Genomic DNA, 21,097 nt, shown 5'->3' on the forward strand with positions numbered 1-21,097 from the left:
GCGTACCATGTTTTCGTAACACGATACGCTGGTGTCTTATTGTTCTGCTGTTACCCAGCCTTCGGTGTGAGCCATCCTTTTACAGTGTCCACATCGACCTTGCTTGCTTTTGCAATCTGCTCAATCGATACACCCTGTTCATAAAGGCTCTGTGCCATCTCAACTGCCATTTCTCTTCGGCTTTCTACTCTCAGCTCTTCCATAGCCTTGCACATTTCGCTCAACATGCTTTCGGGGCGATCCAACTGCTTACAGTATCAACATCATAGCCAAGAAGGTCTGCGATTTCTTCTACGGAATTTCCCTTCCGACTGAGTTTCAAGGCAGTCTTTTTTGCCTGTTCCATTTTACCGATTTCTACGCCTTCAGCTTTTCCCTCGGCATAGCTTTCAACTCTCAATTCTTCCATAGCCTTGCACATGCTGCCCACTCCTTTCGGGTTTTCTTTCAAGTAGCGCGTTCGTTCTGCCATCAGGTCAAAGTTCATCTCCTCTGCACTGGTGCAATTGAAATCGTGCATCAGTTTTCCAATGTCAGAATCATCACGATACTCGCCATTCACATACAGAATATGAGTTCCATCTTCAAACGGCAAGCCCAGTGTCAAGTTTATGTTCTGAATGACATATACAGGTTTTCCGGCCTTATAGTAATCTTTTTCCGTAATGAAAAGGTTTACCCACAATGATGCGGAGCACCAGTTCTGCCAATGGAATATTATCCTTGAACATCCCGCGCATAAACGTATCGTCGATAGGCCGGAACCCTCTCAATCGCTGAAGGTCTTCCTGATGATGCCGTTCACGCTTCTGTGCTTCAGTTTCCCGCAACGTCCCTTACCTCCTGTTTCTATTGTTTAGATTATCATAGAGCAGTCATTTTATCAACCCTCGTTCAACCACATTAGTTGACGCTAATATAGTTCTGTACCATCATGTGCGTCACCTTCTCCGTCTGCACGATCCCCTGTTCGTTGGAAAATCCAATAAATAATCGCATCGTCTGTTCGTAGCTTCCAATCGTCTTTTGGCTCAACCCCTTCAATTCACAGTGCTCTATGAACAGTTCCGCATCACGTTCCAACATAAAAATAACCTCCTGGATCATCCGCTGCCGCTCAATGAATCCAGAAGGTTTATTGCTATGGAAGGTTTCTGTTTATCGCTACGGAATCCATAATTCTATAATTCCATAGCGATAAACATTTTTCAGCCTCCCAGAATTGCCAGATGTGCACACAAAATATCACGTCGGCATGTGCATCCATCACACTGCCCTCTGCCGCTTATCCAGCCGCATTTTGTCAGCGATCATTGCAATGAATTCGCTGTTGGTGGGCTTGCCCCGCAGGTTGTGGATGGTATAGCCGAAGTAGCTGTTGAGGGTATCCACATCGCCCCGGTCCCACGCCACCTCAATGGCATGGCGGATGGCGCGCTCCACGCGACTGGCGGTGGTGCCGTTTTTCTTGGCAATTTCCGGGTAGAGGCGTTTGGTCACAGCGTTGATGTACTCCGGCTCGTTCATGGTGAGCAGGATGGCATCCCGCAGGAACTGGTAACCCTTGATGTGGGCGGGAACGCCGATCTGGTGCAGGATCTCAGTGACTGTCAGTTCATCGCTGTCCACGCTGGTATGCAGGATGCGCTTTTCCTGCCCGGCAGCCACCTTCAGCACGCGGCTTGCCAGAACCGTTTCGTCAAAGGGCTTGACGAAGTAGTAAGCAAAGCCCTCGTCCAGCAGCTCCTGCACCATTTCCTCGCTCTGGAACGCCCCCGTCACAAAGAAAGAGGTGTGACGCTCACCGGCTGCATTGTACTTCTGTTTCACGGCCAGCGCATCCAGCCCGGGCATAAAGGCATCCAGCAACACCACCTGGGGCCGCACTGCAAGCATTTTCTGCAGGACCTTCAGGCCGTCTTTTTCCACCACGGTCACCTCTACGCCCTTCTGCTCCAAAGCTTCACGACAGGCTGCCGTGATCTCTGCGCCAGTATCCGACATCAAAAATTTGATCTTGTCCATCGTTCATTCCTCCAATGTGTGCGGTTTTCCTTACGTTTCTGATTTTACCATAAATTCCCATGGATTTCAACTGTTATTTTTGCCATATTATGGAATCTTCAGTCGAATCAGCCTGTTTTGTTTTACCAAATCTGCTCATTTTTCCGCCGTTGCAACCTGTTCAGCCTGCTCCAACATGGTCTGCGCGAAAATTCCATAGCCCCGTGTCGGATCGTTGACGAGAACATGGGTCACTGCGCCGACCAGCCGCCCATTCTGCAAAATGGGACTGCCGCTCATCCCCTGCACAATGCCGCCGGTTCGGGTAAGCAGGGCTTTGTCCACCACCCGGACGACCATATTGCGGCGCGGGTCGGCATCGCTGATCTTCTCGATGCGGACATGGTAGGTACGGGGCGTTTCCCCGGCGACGGTAGCCAGGATCTGTGCATCCCCCGTCTCGACCTCCTGCGCAAACGCCACCGGCATGGTTTGCCCGGAAAAGCCTGTCCGTGTTGTGCCATAAACACCGTTTTCTCCATTGATCCGGATGCTGCCAATGGCGTGGGCGCTCAGGAATTTCCCCTTCAGCTCCCCTGGGCTGCCCACAGTGCCCATGCTGCACCCGGTGATCTCACACGGCACGATCTCCCCGCTGCGCAAAGCGATGCTTTCGCCGGTGTCGCCGTCGCTGATGGGATGGCCCAGCCCTGCAAAGACACCCTTTTCCGGGTCCACAAAGGTCAGGGTGCCCACACCGGCAGAGGAATCCCGCACCCACATGCCCGCCCGCCACTGGGCGGCAGCGGCATCCCAGACAGGGGTCAGGGTGGTGCTGCGCTGTTCCCCGCTGCGGACATAGATGACCTCTGCGGCGCTTCCCCGGGCGGCTTCCAGCGCTTCCTTCACAGCGTCATTGTTTTCCGTCCTGATCTGTCCAATGCGGATCACGCGGTCTCCCAGGCGCAGTCCCGCTGCCTTTGCCGGGTTCACTGTGCTCCCGCCGGGGCTGTCGATATCGGAAAAGCCAACGATCAGTGCCCCCTCGGAGAACATTTTGACCCCGAACGGCGTACCGCAGACCGTGACCTGCGTGCGCTCCGTGACCACCGTGCGGATATTCTTGATGGGAAGCCATCCGCCCAGTGACAGAGTGGTCTGGTAACTGCCCACGACCTGGGTACTGGCCGCATTCTGGCTGCCGTGAAGCCCCATAGGTTCCACCCAGCCAAAGCGAGGCAATAGCAAGGCCTGCCCGGGTTCCAGATAAACACGATCCGGCAGGCGGCTGTACAGCCAACCCAGCAGCAGAAACGGCAGCAGGAGCAGATATACTGCTGTCAGTCTCAGCAATCGGTATGCTCTGTTGCGTCGTTTCACGGTCCTGCCTCCCCGGTGATAATTTGTTCTAGTATGCACCGGGACACGATTGAATATGAAACGAGGAAATTTCTATCAAAATCGCTTGACTTTCCAGGGGTAATGTGGTAGTATATTCAAGCAGTCCGCAACAACGGTTTCAAGCCTCAGAAATCCAGGATTGCAACAATTTTATAGTTGTGCGAGGGTGGCGGAACTGGCAGACGCGCACGTTTGAGGTGCGTGTGGTTTATCCTTGGGGGTTCGAGTCCCCTCCCTCGCATAAAAGAAAAGCCCACGGTCTAGCGATAGATCGTGGGCTTTTCTTATGCTTTCTAACCAAAGCCGCAAACAAAACGGCAGGCCCGGATTCTCTCCAAGGGCCTGCCGTTTTGTGTATGCAGGAGAAGGGACTTGAACCCTCACTCACTGGGAACTGGTGCCTAAAACCAGCGCGTCTGCCATTCCGCCACTCCTGCACGGAGAACTTATTTAGTTTATCAATTTTTGCGGAAAATGTCAATTCCTCTGCCCGCTTTTGTATTCTACAAATTTTCAGCGGGTCATATCCTATAAGAGATACTGCAGATCCAATGCGATTTGTCAAGGAGGTTTGGGAGATGGTTTCATGGCTGAGAGCAAACGGGAAGATCTTATTTCGCGGGGCAGCTCTGCTTCTGGCGGGTGCAGCGGCAGGCTTTGGGCTGGGGCTGTTCTTTGCTGTGCCGGCGGAGCCCGGCTGCCAGGAAAGCGACCTGACCCCGGTACCGGACACCGGCTTTGCCTCCCCTGCTCCGGAGGCGGCCCCTGCAAGCTCATTGCCGCAGGAGGAGCCGGTGCCGGAGAAATGGGTCTGCCTGACCTTCGATGACGGCCCCAGCAAAACGACCCCGGCGGTTCTGGATGCGCTGAACGCCGCCGGGGTCAAGGCCACCTTTTTTGTGGTGGCCACGGGCTACAATGAAAAGTACCTGCCGCTCATTGCGGATGCAGCGGCAGCAGGCCACCAGATCGCGCTGCATTCCGCATCCCATGAATACAGCGACATCTACCAGAGTGCAGATGCTTACTGGCAGGATATCACCCTGTTGAAAGAGCGCATCTCGCCCTATGTCAACACAGCTTCTCTGCATTACCTGCGCTTTCCGGGCGGCAGCACCAACACGGTCAGCCGCCGCTATGGCGGGCGCGGCGTGATGGCCGAGCTGAAACAGCAGTGTGCCGAGAAGGGATATGCCTATGTAGACTGGAACGTCTGCGCTGAGGATGCCGTGGGCGGCAAGCCCAGTGCCGGGACCATCTACCGGAATGTAGTGCGTGAGACCGGCGAGCAGACCCAGTGCATCGTTCTGATGCATGATTCTGCCACCACCCGCACCACCGCCGAGGCGCTGCCGGATATCATACGGTGGTATACAGACAACGGCTACACCTTTTTGACCGTAGCCGAGGCGATGCCGCTGGGGTAATGCGCCTTACAGCCACTTTTCAAAGCAGCGCCCCAGCAGTACCCCGCCGGATGCCAGCGCCGCCAGCCAGAGCCAGTCCGTGCCGCCGGTGACTGCCCACCCCGCTGCCATGATAGCCGCAAAGACGCACACCGGCGGCAGCACGATACGCGCAATGCGCAGCAGCTTTTCCCGCCGGGAGGAAAGCCCGGTGTCAAGCTGCTCGGGATGCACGGCATCACAGCAGATCTCGTCCCGGTATTTGCCCGGATTGCGGTAAGCTTTATAAGGAATGCCATCCAGCGAGAACTCCGGGTACATCCCCTCTTTGGTCAGGGCGAACTGCATTCCCCGCTCTTCTGCATAGGTCTGCAACGCCGCCGTGAACTCCTGCGGGGTGTTGATGCTGCCCTGCGGAATAAAGAAAAAGTGCTTTTGATGCTGCACCCGCGCCAGCGTGCAGTAATCCTGCAGCCAGCCGAAGAAGAAGCCCTGCTGCGGGGTGGGGCTTTCCATGCGGGTCAGGCAGGCATCCACGTCCAGCGTATCTGCCTGCGGCTGCTGGCGGGCAAGGTCGGCACAAAACTGCATGGCTGCTGCCAGCTGCGCCGCCTGCTGCTCCAGCACAGTCTGCTGGGCTTGCAGCGCCTGCTGCAGGGGCTGTTCCCCGCGCAGCACCGCCTTGATGGTGGGCAGCGGCACATCCAGCATCCGAAGCATTCGGATGAGCTTGAGGGTGCGGACATCCCCGGCGGTGTAATTGCGGTAGTCATTGCCCTGCCTGCGCGCCGGTGTGAGAAGCCCCTCTTTTTCGTAAAAGCGGATGTTCGGGGCAGACACGCCGCTTTGTTCTGAAGCCTGTTTGATGTTCATTTGCTTCACCTCCGCCCTTACACTACACCATAAAGTCGGTTGAAGGTCAAGCATTTTTCTTAAAATAGCGCAGAAATGCCCCGGCGGGCGCAAAACCTGCCGGGGCATTCATTCTGGATCGCGCTTACTGTGCGTTGTTGAACAGGGAGAAGGCACGGTAAGCCATGTACAGGTCGTTCTTGTGGATGACCTCGAAGGGAGCATGCATGGACAGCACAGGCACACCGATATCCAGCACGGGGATGCCGCGGTTTGCGACATACTTGGCGATGGTGCCGCCGCCGCCCAGATCCAGACGGCCCAGCTCACCGATCTGCCATGCAACGTTGCCGTTGTCCAGCATCCGGGTGATATCGCTGACCAGCTCAGCGCAGGCATCGCTTGCAGAGCCCTTGCTGCCGCCGCCGGTGTACTTGAAGATGGCAATGCCGCGGCCTGCATAGGTGCCGTTCATGGGCTCAAATGCACTTGCCCAGGTGGGATCGTAGGCAGCGGTCACGTCAGCGGACAGGCAGACGCTGTGACGGAAGGCCAGGATATCATCCTGACCGGCGGTACGGCAAAGCTCCTGCATGAAGTGGAAGGCGTACATGCTCTGCATACCGGTCACGCCATCGGAGCCGATCTCTTCCTTATCGGTCAGGACGCAGACGGTGGTGTAAGCGGGATTCTTGGTCTCGATCTCGGCCATCAGTGCGGGATAAGCATCCACACGGTCATCGTGGCCATAGCCGCCCACCATGGAGCGGTCAAAGCCAACGTCGCGGCACTTGTAGGCCGGGGTGATCTCGATCTCAGCACGCATGAACTCCTTCTCGGTGATGCCGTACTTCTCGTTGAGCAGGATCATGGTATTCAGCTTGACAGCTTCCTTGACGTTCTCGTCATCAACAGCATCAGAGCCGATGAGGATGTTCAGCTCCTCAGCCTTGATGCCGTCCTTCAGGGGACGGGCGTTCTGCTCGGCACCCAGATGGGGCAGCAGGTCGGTGATGCAGAAGACGGGATCGTTCTCATCCTCGCCCACACGGACGGTGACGGTGGAGCCATCCTCACGGGTGAACACGCCGTGGATGGACAGCGGAATGGTGCCCCACTGATACTTGCGGACACCACCGTAGTAATGGGTCTTGAAGTAGCTCAGGTGGTCAGACTCATACAGCGGGGTGGGGCGCAGATCCAGACGGGGGCTGTCGGTGTGGGCAATGACCAGATGGAAGCCATCCTCAAAGCTCTTGGTACCGATGGTGGAAGCCACCACGGCCTTGTTGCACTGGACAAAGTAGATCTTGTCACCGGGCTTGTAGGTCTTTTTCGGGTCGAACTGCTGGTAGCCTGCATCCTTAAGCATCTGCTCGCTCTCGGCGGCGACCTCGCGCTCGGTCTTGCCTGCATCCAGGAACTTCTTGTAGCCCTCGGCAAAGTCGTGGGCCTTCTGCTTCACGTCAGCATCTTTATCGGCGACGTAAGCAGGCTTATAGAGCAGCTTTTCAGCCAGCTGCTGGTTCGGAGTTTTTTCTGCCATAGAATTTCTCCTGCCTTTCTCTTTCGATATTCCTAAATATTTCAAACCGGCGCAAGCCGGTTCAAGCGGGTTTGCAGCCTGCTCAAGCTCCGTACAGCTCGGTGTATTTGGCATAGCAGGCGGTGATCTTTTCCACATAGTGGTGCATCTGGTTATAGGGGAAGCCCGACAGGGTCAGCCCGTCCTCCGAGTGCTCTTCCTTCTGGAGCAGGGCATCCACGGTGCCCCACCCACTGTGGTAGGCTGCGGCGGCCGTGGAGATATCTCCGTTGTAACGCACCAGGCAGAGGTGGAGGTAATAGCACCCGAAGCGGATGCTTACATCGGGGTTATACAGGTCGCCAAAGGAAACCTCCTCCCCCAGGCCCAGCTTACTGCGGAGCCAGAGGAAGGTCTCCTCCGTCATCTGCATCAGGCCGCGCGCATCAACACTGGAAGTTGCGCCCGGGTCAAAGCCGCTCTCGGTGCGGATGAAGGAATAGACCAGCAGCGGGTCAAGGTCATACTCGGCGGCGTACTGCTCCACAAGGTCGTTGTATTTCCGCGGGTAGAGCCGCTGTTCCACCTGACGGCGCACCGGCGGCAGCGCCAGCAGGACCACACAGAGCAGAAAGAGCAGCACCAGCGTTTTCAAAAACTTTTTCAAAGCGAAGTGTCCACGCCACCTTTCCGTGCACCCTCAGCCTGCAGCTGCTCACAGAGCGCCGCAGCTGCCGCTTCCAGAGAAGCAAGGTCAGCATCGTTGCGCAGGACAAGATCGGCCCTGGCAAGCAGGACCTCTTCCGGGGTCTGGGCGTTGAGCCGCCGTGCCGCCATCTCCGGGGCGATGCCGTCCCGGGCCGCAATGCGGGCCACACTGGTGGCAAAGGGCGCAGTGACCACACAGAGGTGGTCGCACTCTTTTTCCGCATCGGTGCCCACGATCACAGCTCCGTCTATCACAAAAAGCGGTGCTCCGGCTTCCCGGGCGGCCTGCTTCAGTCTGCAGACCCGCCGGATGATCTCCGGAAGCACGAGGGAATCCAGAGCAGCCTTTCCCTCCGGTGCGGCAAAGGCGCGGTCTGCCAGTAGGCGGCGGTTCAGGCTGCCGTCGGCATACAGGATATCTGCCCCGAACCGCCGGGCCAACACTGGCAGCAGCGGAGAACCGGGCAGAAGGATCTCGCGGGAGATCTGGTCGGCATCCACCAGCGGGACACCATGGGCGGCAAACACCGCCGTCACGGTCGATTTGCCGCAGCCGCTGCGGCCGGTGATCCCAAGCGTGATCATAGCTGGATCACCCGGAACGCTGCCGCTCGGATCAGGCGGTTGTACACTGCCATGGACAGGCCGTCCTTTTTGGGGCAGCGGGCATAGACCACGCCGTCCCCCTGCTCATCCAGTGCGCGCAGGCTGCGGAAGATATGCTTTGCCTGATCGGCACCGTCACCCTCTCTGCCATACTCCACGCAGGGCCAGCCGAGCTTTTCGGCCTCGCCGGTAAAGCAGAGGCAGCTGGGGTTCTGGTCGGCATGGGCATCCACATAGGCTTTGAACTGCTCAAAGGTGCCGTCCAGCAGGGTGACATCTGCCTTAGGGGCGTAATGCTTATACTTCATGCCGGGGCTGCGGACAACAGCACCCTCGGGCAGCTTTTCGAGGATGGCCTTGGAGACCTCAACCTCCTCTCCCAAAGCACGCTCCAGATCTTCCAGCGTGATATGGCCGGGGCGGAACAGGGTGGGCTTTTCGCCTACCACAGAGATCACGGTACTCTCCACACCCACATCGCACTCGCCGCCATCCAGGATCAGGGGCAGACGGCCATCCATATCGGTGAACACATCCTGTGCGTTGGTGGGGCTGGGCTTGCCGGAAAGGTTCGCGCTGGGGGCCGCAAAGGCACAGCCGCTCTGCGCAATAACAGCCCGTGCCACCGGGTAGCTGGGCATCCGGATGCCCACCGTGTCCAGACCGGCACAGCACTCCGCGGCCACCTCCGGGCCGCGGGGCATGATGATGGTCAGAGGGCCGGGGCAGAACGCGGCCATCAGCAGCTGGGCACGCTCGGGCACCTCGCTGACAAGGCCGGGCAGCATCTCCGGGCCGGTGACATGGACGATCAGGGGGTTATCCTGCGGGCGGCCCTTGGCCACAAAGATCTTTGCGACTGCCGCGCCGTTCCGCGCATCGGCGGCAATGCCGTAGACCGTCTCGGTGGGCAGGGCCACCAGCTCCCCTCTGCGCAGCAGATCAGCTGCTTTGGCGATTGCTTCGCCCTCAGCAGGTAAAATTTCAGTTTTCATTTTCATGCGATTCATCGTTCTTTCTGTCTGTAAAGTATAAATACTTTTCAATCATTAAATCAACACAAACACGTTATTCTTTTCATCATAGCTTCATTCGGTCTGTGCGTTGAGCTGACGCAGCTTTTCGGCCTGTTCATGGGTTGCCAGTGCATCAATGATCTCGTCCAAATTTCCGTCCATGATCTTATCCAGATTGTGGACCGTCAGGCCGATGCGGTGGTCTGTGCAGCGATCCTGCGGGAAGTTGTAGGTCCGGATCTTCTCGCTGCGATCACCGGTTCCCACCTGCCCCGCGCGGTTGGCATTGATGGCATCCTGCTGTTCCTTCTGCTTCTGAGCCAGCAGGCGGCTGCGCAGGATCTCCAGCGCCTTATCCTTATTCTGGAACTGGCTGCGCTCGTTCTGGCACTCCACCACCATTCCGGTGGGGATGTGCGTGACCCGGATGGCGCTGGACGTTTTGTTGATGTGCTGGCCGCCCGCGCCGGAGGAACGGAAGGTATCGATGCGCAGATCCTTGGGGTCGATGACAAGATCCACCTCTTCGGCCTGCGGCATCACCGCCACGGTTGCCGTGGAGGTGTGGATGCGGCCCTGCGTTTCGGTCTCGGGCACACGCTGGACACGGTGCACCCCGCTCTCATACTTGAGCCGGTTATAGGCCCCTGCGCCGTTCACAGCAAGGATGGCTTCCTTGACACCGCCCAGCTCCGTCTCGTTGAGGTTCAGCACCTCCAGCTCCCAGCCCCTGCTCTGAACGTACATGGTGTACATCCGCATCAGGCTGTGGGCAAACAGCGCGGCCTCTTCGCCGCCCGCACCACCGCGCAGCTCCATGATGACGCTTTTGCCATCGTTGACATCCTTGGGCAGCAGCAAAATTTTGAGATTATTTTCCAGCTGCGCCACTTCCTGACTTTTTTCGCCGATCTCCTGCTGTACCATTTCCTTAAAGTCCGGATCAAGGGTCTCGCCCTCGAGCAGGGCTTTGGCCTGAGCAAGATGATCCTGCGCCGTGATCAGGGCCTGATAGGCCTGCACCACGGGTTCCGCCTCGTGATACTCCTGCATCAAGCGGCGGAACAGTGCGGGATCTGCCGCTGTTTCCGGCTGGTTCAGGCGGATGGAAAGTTCTTCAAACCGGTGGCTGACAGCCTCCATTTGGGAAAGCAGTCTTGACATACTGTGCAGTTCTCCTTACATGACCCAATGGTTACTCGGAAGCGCCGGGCTTGAGCACTTTCTTGATGTTTTTTTCAATTTTCGCGCGGGGCAGCATGACCTCACGGCCGCAGCCCGTGCAGCGGATCTTAAAATCCATACCGACCCGGAGCACCTCGAAGCTGGAAGCTCCGCACGGGTGTTTTTTGCGGGTCTGGATGGTATCTCCCACTGCGATATCCATATTTCTTTCCCTCCTGCCGCCCCTTGGCGGGGCAGTACCCTGTGCAGCTGGTTTCCATGCCGCACATACAGATATAGTATAAACCAAACTCGTATAAAATGCAATTGTCCGCGCATAGAGTTTTAATGCCGACACCTGCTTTGTGTGCCGACGTGCAGCGGAAAACGCTAAAATAACACAGAAAGAGGAACAAACCATGATGCAGACATTTCGTACTGAAGGCAATTACCGTTCCGCAGACCGGCTCAGCCCCGCAGAACTGCGCGCCGCCATCGCCAGCCGCGAAATTTTACAGAGCACTGCCCTTGCCTTTGACACCCAGCGCCAGCTCCGGTTCGACCTGGGCGGGGTAAAGGCCGTGATGCCCTTTGGCCAGTGTGCCGATGGGGCTGAGAGCGGCACCGTGCGGGACATTGCGGTGCTGACGCGGGTGGGCCGCCCCACCTGCTTTGTGATCGAAGGGATGGAGACCGGGGAAAACGGCCAGCCCTGCTACCAGCTTTCCCGGGCTGAGGCACAGCGGATGTGCAAGGCAGAGTATCTGGACACCTTACAGCCCGGGGACATCCTGCCCTGCACTGTGACCCACATCGAGCCGTTTGGTGCCTTTTGTGACGTTGGGTGCGGCATCAGCGCCCTGCTGCCCATCGACTGCATGTCGGTCAGCCGTATCTCCTCCCCTGCCGACCGGGTGAGTGTGGGCCAGCAGATCCTGTGCGCCATCAAAAGCCGGGATGCGCAGGGGCGGTTCGTGCTGACCATCCGGGAGCTGCTAGGCACCTGGGAGGAGAACGCCGCCGGGTTCACCGTGGGCGAGACCGTGGTGGGCATTGTGCGGAGCGTGGAGGAATACGGCACCTTTGTGGAGATCGCCCCCAATCTGGCCGGCCTTGCCGAGACCTGCCCCGACCTGCACCCCGGGCAGGCGGTGAGCGTCTACATCAAAAACATCCTGCCCGATAAAATGAAGATCAAGCTGGTCATCGTCAACCACAGCCTGGGCCAGAGCCACCGGTTCGACCTGCGCTATTTCATCACCGAGGGGCATATCGACCACTGGCTGTATTCCACCCCCGAAAGCCGCAAGCGCATTGAAACAGATTTTGCGGTTGCGGCTTGCAATCCTGTCTGAAACCCTTTATACTATAAGAAAGTGATTCTTTACGGCCTGCCCCGAGGCAGTGCCGGGCAGCAATTTGAAATGACAGGGGGATGTGCAGAACGATGGCCGCCAACGATGCTTTTACCGCCGGTGTTCGTCCCGGCGGGCTGACCGACAGCACGGAGATCCGGTTGCTGTTGTGTTATCTGGTGAAGAATGCCGGGCCGATCACCCGGACGGAGATCGAGAACGCGCTGATGGAAGAACAGCTGGTCAACTATTTTGAGATCGGCTCCTGTCTGGATGATATCACCCGCCAGCAGCTGGTCACGCTGAAGGAAGACCGCTACTCCATCACCGAAAAAGGACGCAAGGTCGCGCAGGAGCTTGCCTATGACCTGCCCCGCAGTGTGCGGGAGCGCGCGGTGGCGGCGGTTCTGCGCAGCCAGACCTGGGCCCGCAAAGAGGCCGAGTACAGCGCCCGCATCACCGAAAAGCCGGACGGCCACTGCTCCATCCGCTGCACCATCAAGGCACTGGATCAGGAGCTGTTTTGTCTGGACATCGGCACGCCTGACCGGCTGAGTGCCGATCTGGTCAAGAAGCAGTTCATCCTCAAGGGCAACGAGATCTATCAGATGCTCATCACAAAACTGACAGAGTAACAAAGAAACGGGGCTGTTGCAAAAACAGTCCCGTTTCTTTTAGTTCCAGCACGCTGCGGCGATCAGTTCCAGCACACTGCCCGCAATGCAGCGGGCCTTATCCGAGATGAGGAAGCAGTTTTCCAGCTCTGCGCGGCGGGGGTCCACATCAGCTACCTTGAATCCTTTGGTCACTGGGTAGCCATCCCGCAGCAGCCCCCGCAGGATGCCGGAGATCTGTGTGACCACCGGCAGACGCTGACCATCCGGCATTTCGATCTCGGCCACAGCCTCGCCTGCCTCCACAAAATCGGCGATGGAATGCAGGTTGCGGAAGATTCCCGCGGCCTGCGCATGGAGTACACGCTCGGCACCATAGCCGCCGATGATGCCCGGCACGCCGGAGTTGGGTGCGGCAGACCCTTCCCGGATGATGCGGCCCAGCTTGTGGCCGCGCTTGGTCTCCACCACCACGTCAACATCCTGCCCCGCCGCAAAGCCGGGGCCAAGGGCAATGGTCAGCGGAGCCATCTCCCGGGTGGTGCCCAGATTTTTCTTTGCGATGATGGCATCCACCAGAACAGCAGGCCTTGCCTGCGGCAGACACGCACCTGTTGGGTCTATCAAAATCGGCACGGCGTTCTGTGCCCAGACGGCATCGGCATCCGCCAGCGTCTCCACCCGGATGCCCCGCATTCCTTCCACAGCGGTCTCGCCTTCATAGACAGCCTCACAGAGAGATACCTGCCGACGGATGGCGGCGGGATGGGCCGTTTCCAACACCAGCACCCGCAGCCCTGCCGACCAGAGCCGATGCACAACACCGGTGGCAAGGTCTCCCCCGCCCCGGACAACGATCAGATCATCACGTTTCATGGCTCATTCCTCCGGTTCCAGACGCTGCAAAAAGACTTCCATGGAGCCGCCGCAGGCCGCAATGGCCGCGGCATCGCTGGCCCCCTCTGTGGTAAAGGCGGCCAGCCTGCACGGGGCAGCCCCCGGCTCCAGCAATTCCCGCGCCAGCTTCTGGGTGCGGTACTCCATGATGCCGCCGCCCACGCTGCCCACGGCAGAGCCATCGGGCAGGACCAACATCTTGGAGCCTTCCTCCCGTGGCGTAGAGCCATGGCGGCCTACGATGGTCGCCAGCACCGCCGGAGCGGTCTGCTGTTCCAGCGCGGCCAGCAGCGCCGGGGAAAAGCCCTCGGTCTGCTGGCGGCTGTTTTTAACGGAGACGATCTCCGCAAGAATAGAAAATGCGATCTCCTGTGCGTTTTTTGCGCCAATAGAAAGCCCAATGGGCGCGTGCAGGGCATCAATGCGCTCTTGCGGCAGCCCCAGCTCGGCCAGTTGTGTGTGCACCAGAGCCGCGCGCTTCCGGCTGCCCATCATGCCCACATAGGCGGCGGGCTTTTGCAGAATAGAACGCAGGCAGGCAATATCACAGCTGTGGGCACGGGTCACGACCACAAAGTATGTCTCCTGCCCGCCGGGGATCTGCGCAAGGCCCTCTGCAAAGGGCAGGCAGAGCACAGCATCGGCCCCGGCCTGACGCAGCTCCTCCGCAAACTCGGGGCGGTCCTCCAGCGCTGTGACCGGCAGGCCCAGCAGCTTTGCCAGCCGCACCACCGACGCGCCCACATGGCCGCCGCCGCAGACCACAAGCTGCGGGGCCGCGCCAAAGCGCTCCACAAAGATGCGCTGTCCGGCTGATTTCAGAATTCCACTGGAGGTCACAGCGGCCAAGGCAGGCAGATGCTCCCCCCAGAACGCAGGCAGTTCCTCCGGCCAGACCGGTGCTGTGTTCCGCAGCAGGACACGTTCCCCCTGCGCCTGGCCTTCCAGCACCGTGGCCAGCAGAAAATCCCCCTCCCGGTCATGGAGTGCATTGAAAAAAGAACGGTTTCCCATCCAATTCTCCTTTATTTGTTATTGTTCTACCGCCGCTGCGGCATCATAGGCAGCGGGGTCGATGCGGCTCTGCCACAGCGGCCAGTCCTCGGGCGGCATCCGCCACGCAAGGCCGCACCCGGCAGAGAGCTCCCGGGGCAGCGGAATAAGCCGCCCGGGGATGTGTTCCGCTTCGCAGTGTTTTTCCCATGCCATTGCTTCCACTGTGGTGCGGAAGGATAACACGATATAGGGTCTCTTTGCACGCATTATTTATTCCTCCGCCAGGCTGCGCACCGCACGGGCAGCGGCAAGCGCCTCCTCCCGGGTGTTGGTGTGGGAGAAGCTGAACCGTACCACACCCTGCTCCACGGTGCCCAGCGCCCTGTGCATCAGCGGAGCACAGTGCGCACCGGCCCGCACACAGATGCCGTACTCTTCCCAGAGCGCATCTGCCACCCGGGCGGAATCCTCGCCCGCCAGGTTCAGTGAAACGATGGGCGCACGCGGCGCAGTGAAGTCACCATAGAGCTGCACATCGGGAATTTCCCGGACAATTTCATAAAACAGGCGTGCAAGCGCATTTTCTTTTGTTTCCAGCGCTTCCACGCCCTGCGTCAGGAGCCAGCGCACCCCGGCCCCCAGCCCGGCGATTCCCGGCACATTCAGCGTCCCGGCTTCCAGAGCGGTGGGCATTTCGACAGGGTGGTGTTCATCAAAGCTGTGGACTCCGCTGCCGCCCACCACAAGGGGGGCAACCTGCAGCCCAGGCCGGACATACAGCCCGCCGGTGCCCTGCGGGCCAAGCAGCGCCTTGTGCCCGGTAAAGCAGAGCACATCGATCCCCAAAGCCTGCACGTCCATCAACATGGCACCCGCTGTCTGGGCGGCATCCACGATGAACAACAGGCCGTGCTTTTTTGCAAAAGCGGATACGAACGCCAGGTCCGTGCGGTTGCCGGTGACATTGGAAGCACCGGTCACAACCACTCCCCTGGTGTTGGGACGGAGCAGCTGCTCAAACTGCGCATAGCGGAGCACGCCGTTTGCATCCACGTCTACAAAGCTCACCTCACCCCCCTGCCTTTGGAGGCGGTAGAGGGGCCGCAGGACGGAATTGTGCTCACAGACCGTAGTGATGACATGTTCTCCCGGGCCAAAGAGCCCGTTGATGGCCGTATTCAGCGCCTGGGTCGCATTGGATGCAAAGGCGATGCAGGCCGGGCCTTCGGCATGGAAGAGCCGGGCCAGCGCTTCCCGGGTCTCGTAGACGATGCGGGAGGCGTGCAGGGTGGGCGCATGAGCTCCACGGCCCGGGTTGCCCGCTGTCTGGAAAGCATCCAGCATCGTCTGCCCCACCTCCGGGGGCTTATGCAGGGTGGTTGCGGCGTTATCAAGGTAGATCACGGTTTGACCACGTTCCCGGCATTCAGCATCTTTTCAGCGATGACATACATATTGGTCACGCCGCCCACGGCCAGCTTCTCCGTTATGCCGTAGTAGTTCAGGCAGGTGCCGCAGGTCAGGATCTCCACGCCCTCAGCTTCCAGTGCCTTCAGATCTTCCAGCATGGGCGAACCCTCACCGGTCAGGGATGCGCCGCCGTTGTAGAACAGGATCGTCTTGGGCAGCTTGTCCTGCTGGGTCAGGGAGAACACGAAGGCCTTGAGCAGGGTCTTGCCCAGCTCCTCGGCCCCTTCCCCCATCTTGTCGGACGCGATGACCACCACTGTATCGGTGCGGGCATCCGGGATGCAGGTTTCCGCTTCTGCCTGCTGTTTCTCTTCGCCCAGCACAGCGGTATCCGCAGCGGGCGTGTCCTTGATGGTAAAACGGACACGGTATTCCTGCTCGGCCAGCTTTTCGGAGCTGGACAGGTAGCCTTTCTGCTGGGCCATCTTGGTCAGGTTCTGGACAGCGATCTCATTGTCCACCAGCACTTCCACCTCGCCGGGGCCGTGCAGCTCTGCAATGGCCTTTTTGGCCTTGACCACGGGCAGCGGGCAGGCATCTCCACGGGCATCGATCTTGATCATCGGTTGTTCCTCCATCATTCGTATGTTACTGTGATCTCCGGTGTCTGCTTTTCCCCAATGGTGCCCACGATCTTTGCGGGCAGACCCGCCGCCTGCAGCTCTGCTTCCAGTGCAGCGGCATCCTGCGGGGCCACAGCAAACAACAGGCCGCCGGAGGTCTGGGGATCAAACAGAATTTCCTCCATCGGGAAGGGCACTTTCTCAAACCGAACAAAGGGCCCGGTGTGGTTTCGGTTGCGCTGACCGGCAGCGGTGTACAGGCAGGCATCCGCGGCCTCCCACGCACCGGGCAGTATCGGCACCGCATGGGCATCGATGACACTGGAAAGTTTCTCCCCCATCATCTCGTGCAGATGGCCAAGAAAGCTGAACCCGGTCACATCCGTGGCGGCGTGCACCTCGTACCTGCGCGCGATCTCTGCCGCTGCTTTGTTCAGGGTGGTCATGGAACGGACTGCGGCTTCCATCTGTTCCGGAGCGGCTTCGCCCACCCGGTTGGCAGTGCAGATCAGTCCCACGCCAAGCGCCTTGGTAAGAAGAAGTTTGTCGCCCGGGCGGCCGGTATCGTTGGCCGTCAGGCGGTGCGGGTCTACCAGGCCTGTCACCGACAGGCCGTACTTCACACCGGTATCGGCAATGGAGTGCCCACCCGCCAGCGTGCCCCCGGCTTCGGCCACCTTTTCGGCACCGCCGCGCAGGATCTCCCCCAGCACGTTCAGATCCATGCTCTCGGGGAAGCAGACGAGATTCAGTGCCGTTTTGACCTCACCGCCCATGGCGTAGACATCGCTCAGGGCATTGGCCGCGGCGATCTGCCCGAAGGTATAGGGGTCATCGACCATCGGCGGGAAGAAATCCACCGTCTGCACCAGGGCAATATCCTCGGTAATGCGGTAGACGGCGGCATCGTCCCGGCTGTCGTAGCCAACCAGAAGGTCGGGGTCTTTTTCGCCCCGGGGCAGCTTTTCCAGAATGCGGCTCAGTACCCCGGCACCCAGCTTTGCGGTGCATCCGCCGCCGGTGCAGAATACAATGGGGCCTTGTTCTGCCATTTCATGCACGCTCCCTTTCATCAAAATAAGTCAACATGCCCTGCACCTCATATTTTTCGCGCAGGAGCGTGAGGGTCTGTTCTCCGGCAGCAATGCGGGCGGGGTCATCCGCCTGATTGAGCACCACAGAAAAACAGCGGTTCCCCACCTGTTTTCGTCCTCCCTGCTCACTGGCCAGCAGCCTTGCCAGCAGCTCAGGGGTCAGAAGCGTTTCGGGGCCAGCGCCCAGCAGGGCGCAGGCCTGCTCCAGCCGGAAGCAGACCTCCCGCAGAGGTCTGCCCAGTGCGGACAATCCGGCCACAGCCAGCACGATATCGCTTTCCGGCAGCAGCACCGGTTCATGGGCTGCCGGGGCCTTGCAGGGCAGCCGTTTTGCACCGTCCGCTTCCAGAAGAACCATATCCGCCTGTGCCATCCAGCGGGTCAGCTGTTCCGACGGCAGGGCGGTCAGCTTGCCCTGCTCTGCCGGGACACCGGCCACGGCATATTGCCCTGCCGCCCAGAGGGCCGCAAGGGCTGCCTCATCTGCGGCATAATGTGCCCCGGGCTGCCGGATGTGGGTGGTGGTGCTCACCAGCACCCGCCAGCCTTTGGCGGCACAATGCCGGGCAAAGGCATAGAGCAGGGTGGTCTTTCCGCCGCCGCCCACCAGCGAGATCACATGGCCCTTTTCAGCCAGAAACGGAAAATATGTTTCCGAAAGCATCAGCGGTTCTCTTCCACCGCCATAGCGACCTGCTCCGGGGTGATGGGCAGCTCGTAGAAGCGGGTGCCGATGGCATTGTAGATTGCATCCGCGATGGCGGGCAGCGGGGTGTTGATGACCACCTCACCGATGGATTTTGCACCAAACGGGCCGTTAGGCTCGTAGCTGCTCTCAAACTCCACCCGGATGTGGCCGATGTCCACACGGGCGGGGATCTTATACTGCATAAAGGAGTTCTCCATCGGCCAGCCCTTGGCATCGTAGGTGATGTTCTCGGTCAGAGCCATGCCAATGCCCTGCAGGATGCCGCCCTCGGTCTGCACACGGGTCAGGTTGGGGTTGATGGGGGTGCCGCAGTCCACGCAGGCGGCATAATCCACCACCTTGACCTCACCGGTCTCCTTGTCCAGCTCAATTTCAGCCGCGCCGACCATGTAGGGCGGGGGCGAAAGGGGCGAGGTGTGGGTCTCGGTGATCTCCAGCGGCACCATGTGGCCGAACTGGGAGGCGAAGGCCACCTCAGAGAGAGAGACCCTCTTCTCCGGGTCTGCGTTCAGGGAGACGAATTTGCCGTCAAAATCCACGGCATCTTCGGTCGTCTGGAGCAGCTCCGCGCCCAGCTTGCAGATCTGGCCGCGCAGCCGGAGGGCGCACTTTTCCACTGCCTTGCCGGTGACATAGGTGGTAGAGGAAGCGTAGGAGCCGGAGTCATAGGGCGAGGTATCGGTATCCGCGCCAAAGACGGTGATATTGTCCAGGTCACAGTCCAGCACCTCGGCGGCGATCTGAGCCAGCGTGGTGTCACAGCCGGTGCCCATATCGGCAGCGCCGATGATGAGGGAGTAGAACCCGTCATCGTTTACCTTGAGGGTGGCACTGCCCACATCCATGCCGGAAATGCCGGAGCCCTGCATGGCCATGCCCATGCCCACGGCACGCACCTTGCCATTGCCAAGGTCGCGCACAGGGTATTTGTTGTCCCAGTCGATCATCTCGTGGACTTTTTTCAGGCAGCGGTCCAGCGCGCAGCTGGTGTTCACAGCGCCGTAATAGGCGGGCATCACATCGCCCTCTTTGACGATATTCATTTCACGGATCTTGAAGGGGTCCATGTGAAGTCTGGCGGCCAGCTCGTTGACGGCAGATTCCACTGCAAACAGGCCCTGGGTCGCACCATAGCCGCGGTACGCACCGGCAGACATGTGGTTGGTGTAGACCACGTCGCTGACAAAACGGAAGGCTTCGGCCTTGCCGTACAGCGGGATGGACTTGTGACCGGAAAGGCCCACCGTTGTGGGGCCGTGCTCACCATAAGCACCGGTGTTGGACAGGGTGTAGAGGTCGATGCCCTTCACGATGCCGTCCTTGGTGGCACCCAGACGGACGTGCATTTCCATCTCGTGACGGGGCGAGGATGCAGTCTGGCTCTCTTCACGGGTGAAGATAAGCTTGCAGGGCTTCTTTGTCTTCCAGGTAACAAAGGCCGGATAAATAGCCGAGACCGCCGTCTGCTTGGCACCAAAGCCGCCGCCGATGCGGGGCTTGATGACGCGGATCATGGATTTGGGGATGTGCAGGGCGTTTGCCACATTGCGGCGGGTATGGAACACGATCTGGGTCGAGCTGAGGATGTTCAGCCGCCCGTACAGATCCATCCAGCAGCAGGTGCGGAAGGTCTCCATCATGGCCTGCTGGCAGGCCTTGGTGTGGTAGACACGGTCGATGACAACATCGCACTTTGCCAGCACGGCATCGATGTCGCCGTCGCCGCACGCATCGTGGGCACAGAGGTTGCGCTTGTTGTCGGCACCTACGGGACTCAGGCTCTCCCAGTTGTCCTCCGGGTGGACAAGGATGGGGTTGTCCTTCGCAGTGTGGAAATCCAGCACCGGCTCCAGCACCTGATACTCCACCTTGATGAGCTTCATGGCTTTCTCGACACATTTCTCATCCTTGCCCACCACAATGGCCACCACGTCCCCCACGAAGCGGACGTGGCGGTCGATGACCAGGCGGTCGTAGGGGCTGGCTTCGGGGTAGGTCTGGCCGGCCTGCGTGTAGCGGCGGGCGTTCTGGTCCACATCCTCCCAGGTGAAGATGGCCTCGATGCCGGGCACCTTTTTGGCCACGGACGTGTCGATGCGCTCCACCATAGCGTTGGCATGGGGCGAGCGGTACAGCTTGACGATCAGGCAGTCTGCCGGGGCCAGATCATCCATGTAAACGGGCTTGCCGGTCACAAGCTGCATGGCATCCTTTTTGCGGAATGCTTTGTTGACGTTTTTCATTCAGCACCCTCCTGTTTTGCTTTTTTCCAGGCGAGGAAATTCTGGATGCCCCGCAGCTGGCCCTCGTAGCCGGAGCAGCGGCAGAGGTTGCCCGCGAGATATTCCTTGATCTCCTCCTCAGTGGGGTATTCCTTTTCCCGGAAGAGGGCGAGAGCGTTCATAATAAAGCCCGGGTTGCAGAAGCCGCACTGCTCCGCACCCTGATCGGCGATAAAAGCGCCGAACTCAGCAGCCTCCTCCTGCAGGCCCTCCAGCGTGGTCACCCTGTGACCGTCGGCACGGGCTGCCAGCACAGAGCAGGACAGCACCGGCACATCGTCCAGAAAGACGGTGCACAGGCCGCAGTTAGAGGTCTCACAGCCGCGCTTGACACTGTAACAGCCGTGTGCGCGGACAAAATCGATGAGCAGGGTGTCCGGTGCGGCCTCTGCCGTGACTTTGGTTCCGTTCAGAATAATATTCACCTGCATCTTG

The 21,097-nt window shown here is 59.4% G+C and carries 25 protein-coding genes and 2 tRNA genes; 4 read left to right on the forward strand and 23 right to left on the reverse strand.

Translation table 11 applies throughout. The features are described from left to right. Positions 1-50: 50 nt before the first annotated feature. The 6 genes from D3F01_RS01095 to spoIVB form a co-directional block, all read right to left on the reverse strand. Complete coding sequence (locus D3F01_RS01095) at positions 51-203, reverse strand: hypothetical protein (RefSeq protein WP_156075657.1); 153 nt, start codon at positions 201-203, stop codon at positions 51-53. Between the two features lie 17 nt (positions 204-220). Beyond that, complete coding sequence (locus tag D3F01_RS01100) at positions 221-607, reverse strand: helix-turn-helix domain-containing protein (RefSeq protein ID WP_242885600.1); 387 nt, start codon at positions 605-607, stop codon at positions 221-223. Between the two features lie 37 nt (positions 608-644). After that, positions 645-830 carry a hypothetical protein gene (locus D3F01_RS01105; RefSeq protein ID WP_242885602.1) on the reverse strand — a complete coding sequence of 62 codons (186 nt, stop codon included), beginning with the start codon at positions 828-830 and terminating at the stop codon, positions 645-647. Positions 831-903: 73 nt separating this feature from the next. Beyond that, the gene (locus tag D3F01_RS01110) at positions 904-1,086 is read right to left on the reverse strand and encodes a site-specific integrase (RefSeq protein ID WP_181966817.1); all 183 of its coding nucleotides are present in this window, start codon (positions 1,084-1,086) and stop codon (positions 904-906) included. A gap of 180 nt (positions 1,087-1,266) precedes the next feature. Continuing rightward, a complete protein-coding gene (spo0A, locus tag D3F01_RS01115; RefSeq protein ID WP_117476226.1) occupies positions 1,267-2,025 on the reverse strand; it encodes a sporulation transcription factor Spo0A in 759 nt (252 codons plus the stop codon). A 135-nt stretch (positions 2,026-2,160) separates the two neighbouring features. Beyond that, a complete protein-coding gene (spoIVB, locus tag D3F01_RS01120; protein WP_242885604.1) occupies positions 2,161-3,384 on the reverse strand; it encodes a SpoIVB peptidase in 1,224 nt (407 codons plus the stop codon). 181 nt (positions 3,385-3,565) lie between these two features. Here spoIVB and D3F01_RS01125 point away from each other — a divergent pair. After that, positions 3,566-3,646 (forward strand) — tRNA-Leu (locus D3F01_RS01125). A 116-nt stretch (positions 3,647-3,762) separates the two neighbouring features. On the opposite strand, the gene D3F01_RS01130 is transcribed toward D3F01_RS01125, so the two are convergent. Next, a tRNA-Leu gene (locus D3F01_RS01130) sits at positions 3,763-3,842 on the reverse strand. 141 nt (positions 3,843-3,983) lie between these two features. On the opposite strand from D3F01_RS01130, the gene D3F01_RS01135 reads away from it, so the two are divergent. Continuing rightward, positions 3,984-4,832: a polysaccharide deacetylase family protein gene (locus tag D3F01_RS01135; RefSeq protein ID WP_242885606.1), complete on the forward strand. Its 849-nt coding sequence runs from the start codon at positions 3,984-3,986 to the stop codon at positions 4,830-4,832. A 6-nt stretch (positions 4,833-4,838) separates the two neighbouring features. Here the strand turns inward: D3F01_RS01135 and D3F01_RS01140 are convergent, their stop codons facing one another. The 7 genes from D3F01_RS01140 to D3F01_RS01170 all read right to left on the reverse strand — a co-directional run bounded on the left by D3F01_RS01140 (position 4,839) and on the right by D3F01_RS01170 (position 10,905). Next, complete coding sequence (locus D3F01_RS01140; RefSeq protein ID WP_242885608.1) at positions 4,839-5,684, reverse strand: MerR family transcriptional regulator; 846 nt, start codon at positions 5,682-5,684, stop codon at positions 4,839-4,841. A gap of 124 nt (positions 5,685-5,808) precedes the next feature. Continuing rightward, positions 5,809-7,209: an aminopeptidase gene (locus D3F01_RS01145; RefSeq protein ID WP_242885610.1), complete on the reverse strand. Its 1,401-nt coding sequence runs from the start codon at positions 7,207-7,209 to the stop codon at positions 5,809-5,811. A gap of 82 nt (positions 7,210-7,291) precedes the next feature. Beyond that, positions 7,292-7,855 carry a lytic transglycosylase domain-containing protein gene (locus tag D3F01_RS01150; RefSeq protein WP_227612345.1) on the reverse strand — a complete coding sequence of 188 codons (564 nt, stop codon included), beginning with the start codon at positions 7,853-7,855 and terminating at the stop codon, positions 7,292-7,294. After that, positions 7,852-8,481: a dephospho-CoA kinase gene (gene coaE / locus D3F01_RS01155; protein ID WP_242885611.1), complete on the reverse strand. Its 630-nt coding sequence runs from the start codon at positions 8,479-8,481 to the stop codon at positions 7,852-7,854. The genes D3F01_RS01150 and coaE overlap by 4 nt, the downstream gene beginning before the upstream one ends. Further along, complete coding sequence (locus D3F01_RS01160; RefSeq protein WP_242885612.1) at positions 8,478-9,503, reverse strand: L-threonylcarbamoyladenylate synthase; 1,026 nt, start codon at positions 9,501-9,503, stop codon at positions 8,478-8,480. The genes coaE and D3F01_RS01160 overlap by 4 nt, the downstream gene beginning before the upstream one ends. An 87-nt stretch (positions 9,504-9,590) precedes the next feature. Continuing rightward, positions 9,591-10,682, reverse strand: a complete 1,092-nt coding sequence (gene prfA / locus D3F01_RS01165) for a peptide chain release factor 1 (protein WP_242885613.1) — start codon at positions 10,680-10,682, stop codon at positions 9,591-9,593. A 31-nt stretch (positions 10,683-10,713) separates the two neighbouring features. Further along, positions 10,714-10,905 (reverse strand): DUF951 domain-containing protein, encoded by a 192-nt coding sequence (locus D3F01_RS01170; RefSeq protein WP_223454096.1) that lies wholly within the window; start codon positions 10,903-10,905, stop codon positions 10,714-10,716. Between the two features lie 196 nt (positions 10,906-11,101). Here D3F01_RS01170 and D3F01_RS01175 point away from each other — a divergent pair, with 196 nt between their 5' ends. Both D3F01_RS01175 and D3F01_RS01180 read left to right on the forward strand, forming a co-directional pair. Next, complete coding sequence (locus D3F01_RS01175; RefSeq protein ID WP_242885614.1) at positions 11,102-12,037, forward strand: S1 RNA-binding domain-containing protein; 936 nt, start codon at positions 11,102-11,104, stop codon at positions 12,035-12,037. Between the two features lie 92 nt (positions 12,038-12,129). Continuing rightward, on the forward strand, positions 12,130-12,672 hold the full coding sequence (locus D3F01_RS01180) for a DUF4364 family protein (protein WP_097771065.1): 543 nt from the start codon (positions 12,130-12,132) through the stop codon (positions 12,670-12,672). Positions 12,673-12,711: 39 nt separating this feature from the next. Here the strand turns inward: D3F01_RS01180 and yqeB are convergent, their stop codons facing one another. Genes yqeB through D3F01_RS01225 form a run of 9 tightly spaced genes read right to left on the reverse strand, consistent with a single transcriptional unit; the run spans position 12,712 to position 21,093 of the window. Beyond that, positions 12,712-13,527 (reverse strand): selenium-dependent molybdenum cofactor biosynthesis protein YqeB, encoded by an 816-nt coding sequence (yqeB, locus tag D3F01_RS01185; protein ID WP_242885615.1) that lies wholly within the window; start codon positions 13,525-13,527, stop codon positions 12,712-12,714. Positions 13,528-13,530: 3 nt separating this feature from the next. Further along, positions 13,531-14,562, reverse strand: a complete 1,032-nt coding sequence (locus tag D3F01_RS01190; RefSeq protein WP_242885617.1) for an XdhC family protein — start codon at positions 14,560-14,562, stop codon at positions 13,531-13,533. A gap of 18 nt (positions 14,563-14,580) precedes the next feature. Then, positions 14,581-14,811, reverse strand: coding sequence for a DUF3343 domain-containing protein (locus D3F01_RS01195; protein ID WP_117476795.1), 231 nt, complete (start codon positions 14,809-14,811; stop codon positions 14,581-14,583). Between the two features lie 3 nt (positions 14,812-14,814). Then, positions 14,815-15,948, reverse strand: a complete 1,134-nt coding sequence (locus tag D3F01_RS01200; protein ID WP_242885619.1) for an aminotransferase class V-fold PLP-dependent enzyme — start codon at positions 15,946-15,948, stop codon at positions 14,815-14,817. Continuing rightward, positions 15,945-16,577 (reverse strand): sulfurtransferase-like selenium metabolism protein YedF, encoded by a 633-nt coding sequence (yedF, locus tag D3F01_RS01205; RefSeq protein WP_242885621.1) that lies wholly within the window; start codon positions 16,575-16,577, stop codon positions 15,945-15,947. Before yedF ends, D3F01_RS01200 begins: the two co-directional genes overlap by 4 nt. Before the next feature lie 14 nt (positions 16,578-16,591). After that, the gene (gene selD / locus D3F01_RS01210) at positions 16,592-17,629 is read right to left on the reverse strand and encodes a selenide, water dikinase SelD (RefSeq protein ID WP_242885624.1); all 1,038 of its coding nucleotides are present in this window, start codon (positions 17,627-17,629) and stop codon (positions 16,592-16,594) included. A gap of 1 nt (position 17,630) precedes the next feature. Further along, positions 17,631-18,335 (reverse strand): selenium cofactor biosynthesis protein YqeC, encoded by a 705-nt coding sequence (yqeC, locus tag D3F01_RS01215; RefSeq protein ID WP_242885625.1) that lies wholly within the window; start codon positions 18,333-18,335, stop codon positions 17,631-17,633. Continuing rightward, complete coding sequence (locus tag D3F01_RS01220) at positions 18,335-20,623, reverse strand: molybdopterin cofactor-binding domain-containing protein (RefSeq protein WP_097771057.1); 2,289 nt, start codon at positions 20,621-20,623, stop codon at positions 18,335-18,337. Before D3F01_RS01220 ends, yqeC begins: the two co-directional genes overlap by 1 nt. Beyond that, positions 20,620-21,093 carry a 2Fe-2S iron-sulfur cluster-binding protein gene (locus tag D3F01_RS01225; protein WP_005932760.1) on the reverse strand — a complete coding sequence of 158 codons (474 nt, stop codon included), beginning with the start codon at positions 21,091-21,093 and terminating at the stop codon, positions 20,620-20,622. Before D3F01_RS01225 ends, D3F01_RS01220 begins: the two co-directional genes overlap by 4 nt. Positions 21,094-21,097: the final 4 nt, after the last annotated feature.

The organism is Faecalibacterium sp. BCRC 81149, assembly GCF_022750605.1.
Lineage (GTDB): Bacteria > Bacillota > Clostridia > Oscillospirales > Ruminococcaceae > Faecalibacterium > Faecalibacterium duncaniae.

What these genes read in the sequence shown, in the direction of transcription:
- yedF (WP_242885621.1), bottom strand. Translation starts at nt 16,577, where the DNA reads ATGATCAAGATCGATGCCCGTGGAGATGCCTGCCCGCTGCCCGTGGTC.
- D3F01_RS01095 (WP_156075657.1), bottom strand. Translation starts at nt 203, where the DNA reads ATGGAAGAGCTGAGAGTAGAAAGCCGAAGAGAAATGGCAGTTGAGATG.
- D3F01_RS01145 (WP_242885610.1), bottom strand. Translation starts at nt 7,209, where the DNA reads ATGGCAGAAAAAACTCCGAACCAGCAGCTGGCTGAAAAGCTGCTCTAT.
- prfA (WP_242885613.1), bottom strand. Translation starts at nt 10,682, where the DNA reads ATGTCAAGACTGCTTTCCCAAATGGAGGCTGTCAGCCACCGGTTTGAA.
- D3F01_RS01180 (WP_097771065.1), top strand. Translation starts at nt 12,130, where the DNA reads ATGGCCGCCAACGATGCTTTTACCGCCGGTGTTCGTCCCGGCGGGCTG.
- D3F01_RS01220 (WP_097771057.1), bottom strand. Translation starts at nt 20,623, where the DNA reads ATGAAAAACGTCAACAAAGCATTCCGCAAAAAGGATGCCATGCAGCTT.
- D3F01_RS01195 (WP_117476795.1), bottom strand. Translation starts at nt 14,811, where the DNA reads ATGCGTGCAAAGAGACCCTATATCGTGTTATCCTTCCGCACCACAGTG.
- D3F01_RS01160 (WP_242885612.1), bottom strand. Translation starts at nt 9,503, where the DNA reads ATGAAAATGAAAACTGAAATTTTACCTGCTGAGGGCGAAGCAATCGCC.
- D3F01_RS01140 (WP_242885608.1), bottom strand. Translation starts at nt 5,684, where the DNA reads ATGAACATCAAACAGGCTTCAGAACAAAGCGGCGTGTCTGCCCCGAAC.
- D3F01_RS01170 (WP_223454096.1), bottom strand. Translation starts at nt 10,905, where the DNA reads ATGGATATCGCAGTGGGAGATACCATCCAGACCCGCAAAAAACACCCG.
- yqeC (WP_242885625.1), bottom strand. Translation starts at nt 18,335, where the DNA reads ATGCTTTCGGAAACATATTTTCCGTTTCTGGCTGAAAAGGGCCATGTG.
- D3F01_RS01225 (WP_005932760.1), bottom strand. Translation starts at nt 21,093, where the DNA reads ATGCAGGTGAATATTATTCTGAACGGAACCAAAGTCACGGCAGAGGCC.
- yqeB (WP_242885615.1), bottom strand. Translation starts at nt 13,527, where the DNA reads ATGAAACGTGATGATCTGATCGTTGTCCGGGGCGGGGGAGACCTTGCC.
- D3F01_RS01190 (WP_242885617.1), bottom strand. Translation starts at nt 14,562, where the DNA reads ATGGGAAACCGTTCTTTTTTCAATGCACTCCATGACCGGGAGGGGGAT.
- D3F01_RS01135 (WP_242885606.1), top strand. Translation starts at nt 3,984, where the DNA reads ATGGTTTCATGGCTGAGAGCAAACGGGAAGATCTTATTTCGCGGGGCA.
- spo0A (WP_117476226.1), bottom strand. Translation starts at nt 2,025, where the DNA reads ATGGACAAGATCAAATTTTTGATGTCGGATACTGGCGCAGAGATCACG.
- coaE (WP_242885611.1), bottom strand. Translation starts at nt 8,481, where the DNA reads ATGATCACGCTTGGGATCACCGGCCGCAGCGGCTGCGGCAAATCGACC.
- D3F01_RS01175 (WP_242885614.1), top strand. Translation starts at nt 11,102, where the DNA reads ATGATGCAGACATTTCGTACTGAAGGCAATTACCGTTCCGCAGACCGG.
- selD (WP_242885624.1), bottom strand. Translation starts at nt 17,629, where the DNA reads ATGGCAGAACAAGGCCCCATTGTATTCTGCACCGGCGGCGGATGCACC.
- D3F01_RS01110 (WP_181966817.1), bottom strand. Translation starts at nt 1,086, where the DNA reads ATGTTGGAACGTGATGCGGAACTGTTCATAGAGCACTGTGAATTGAAG.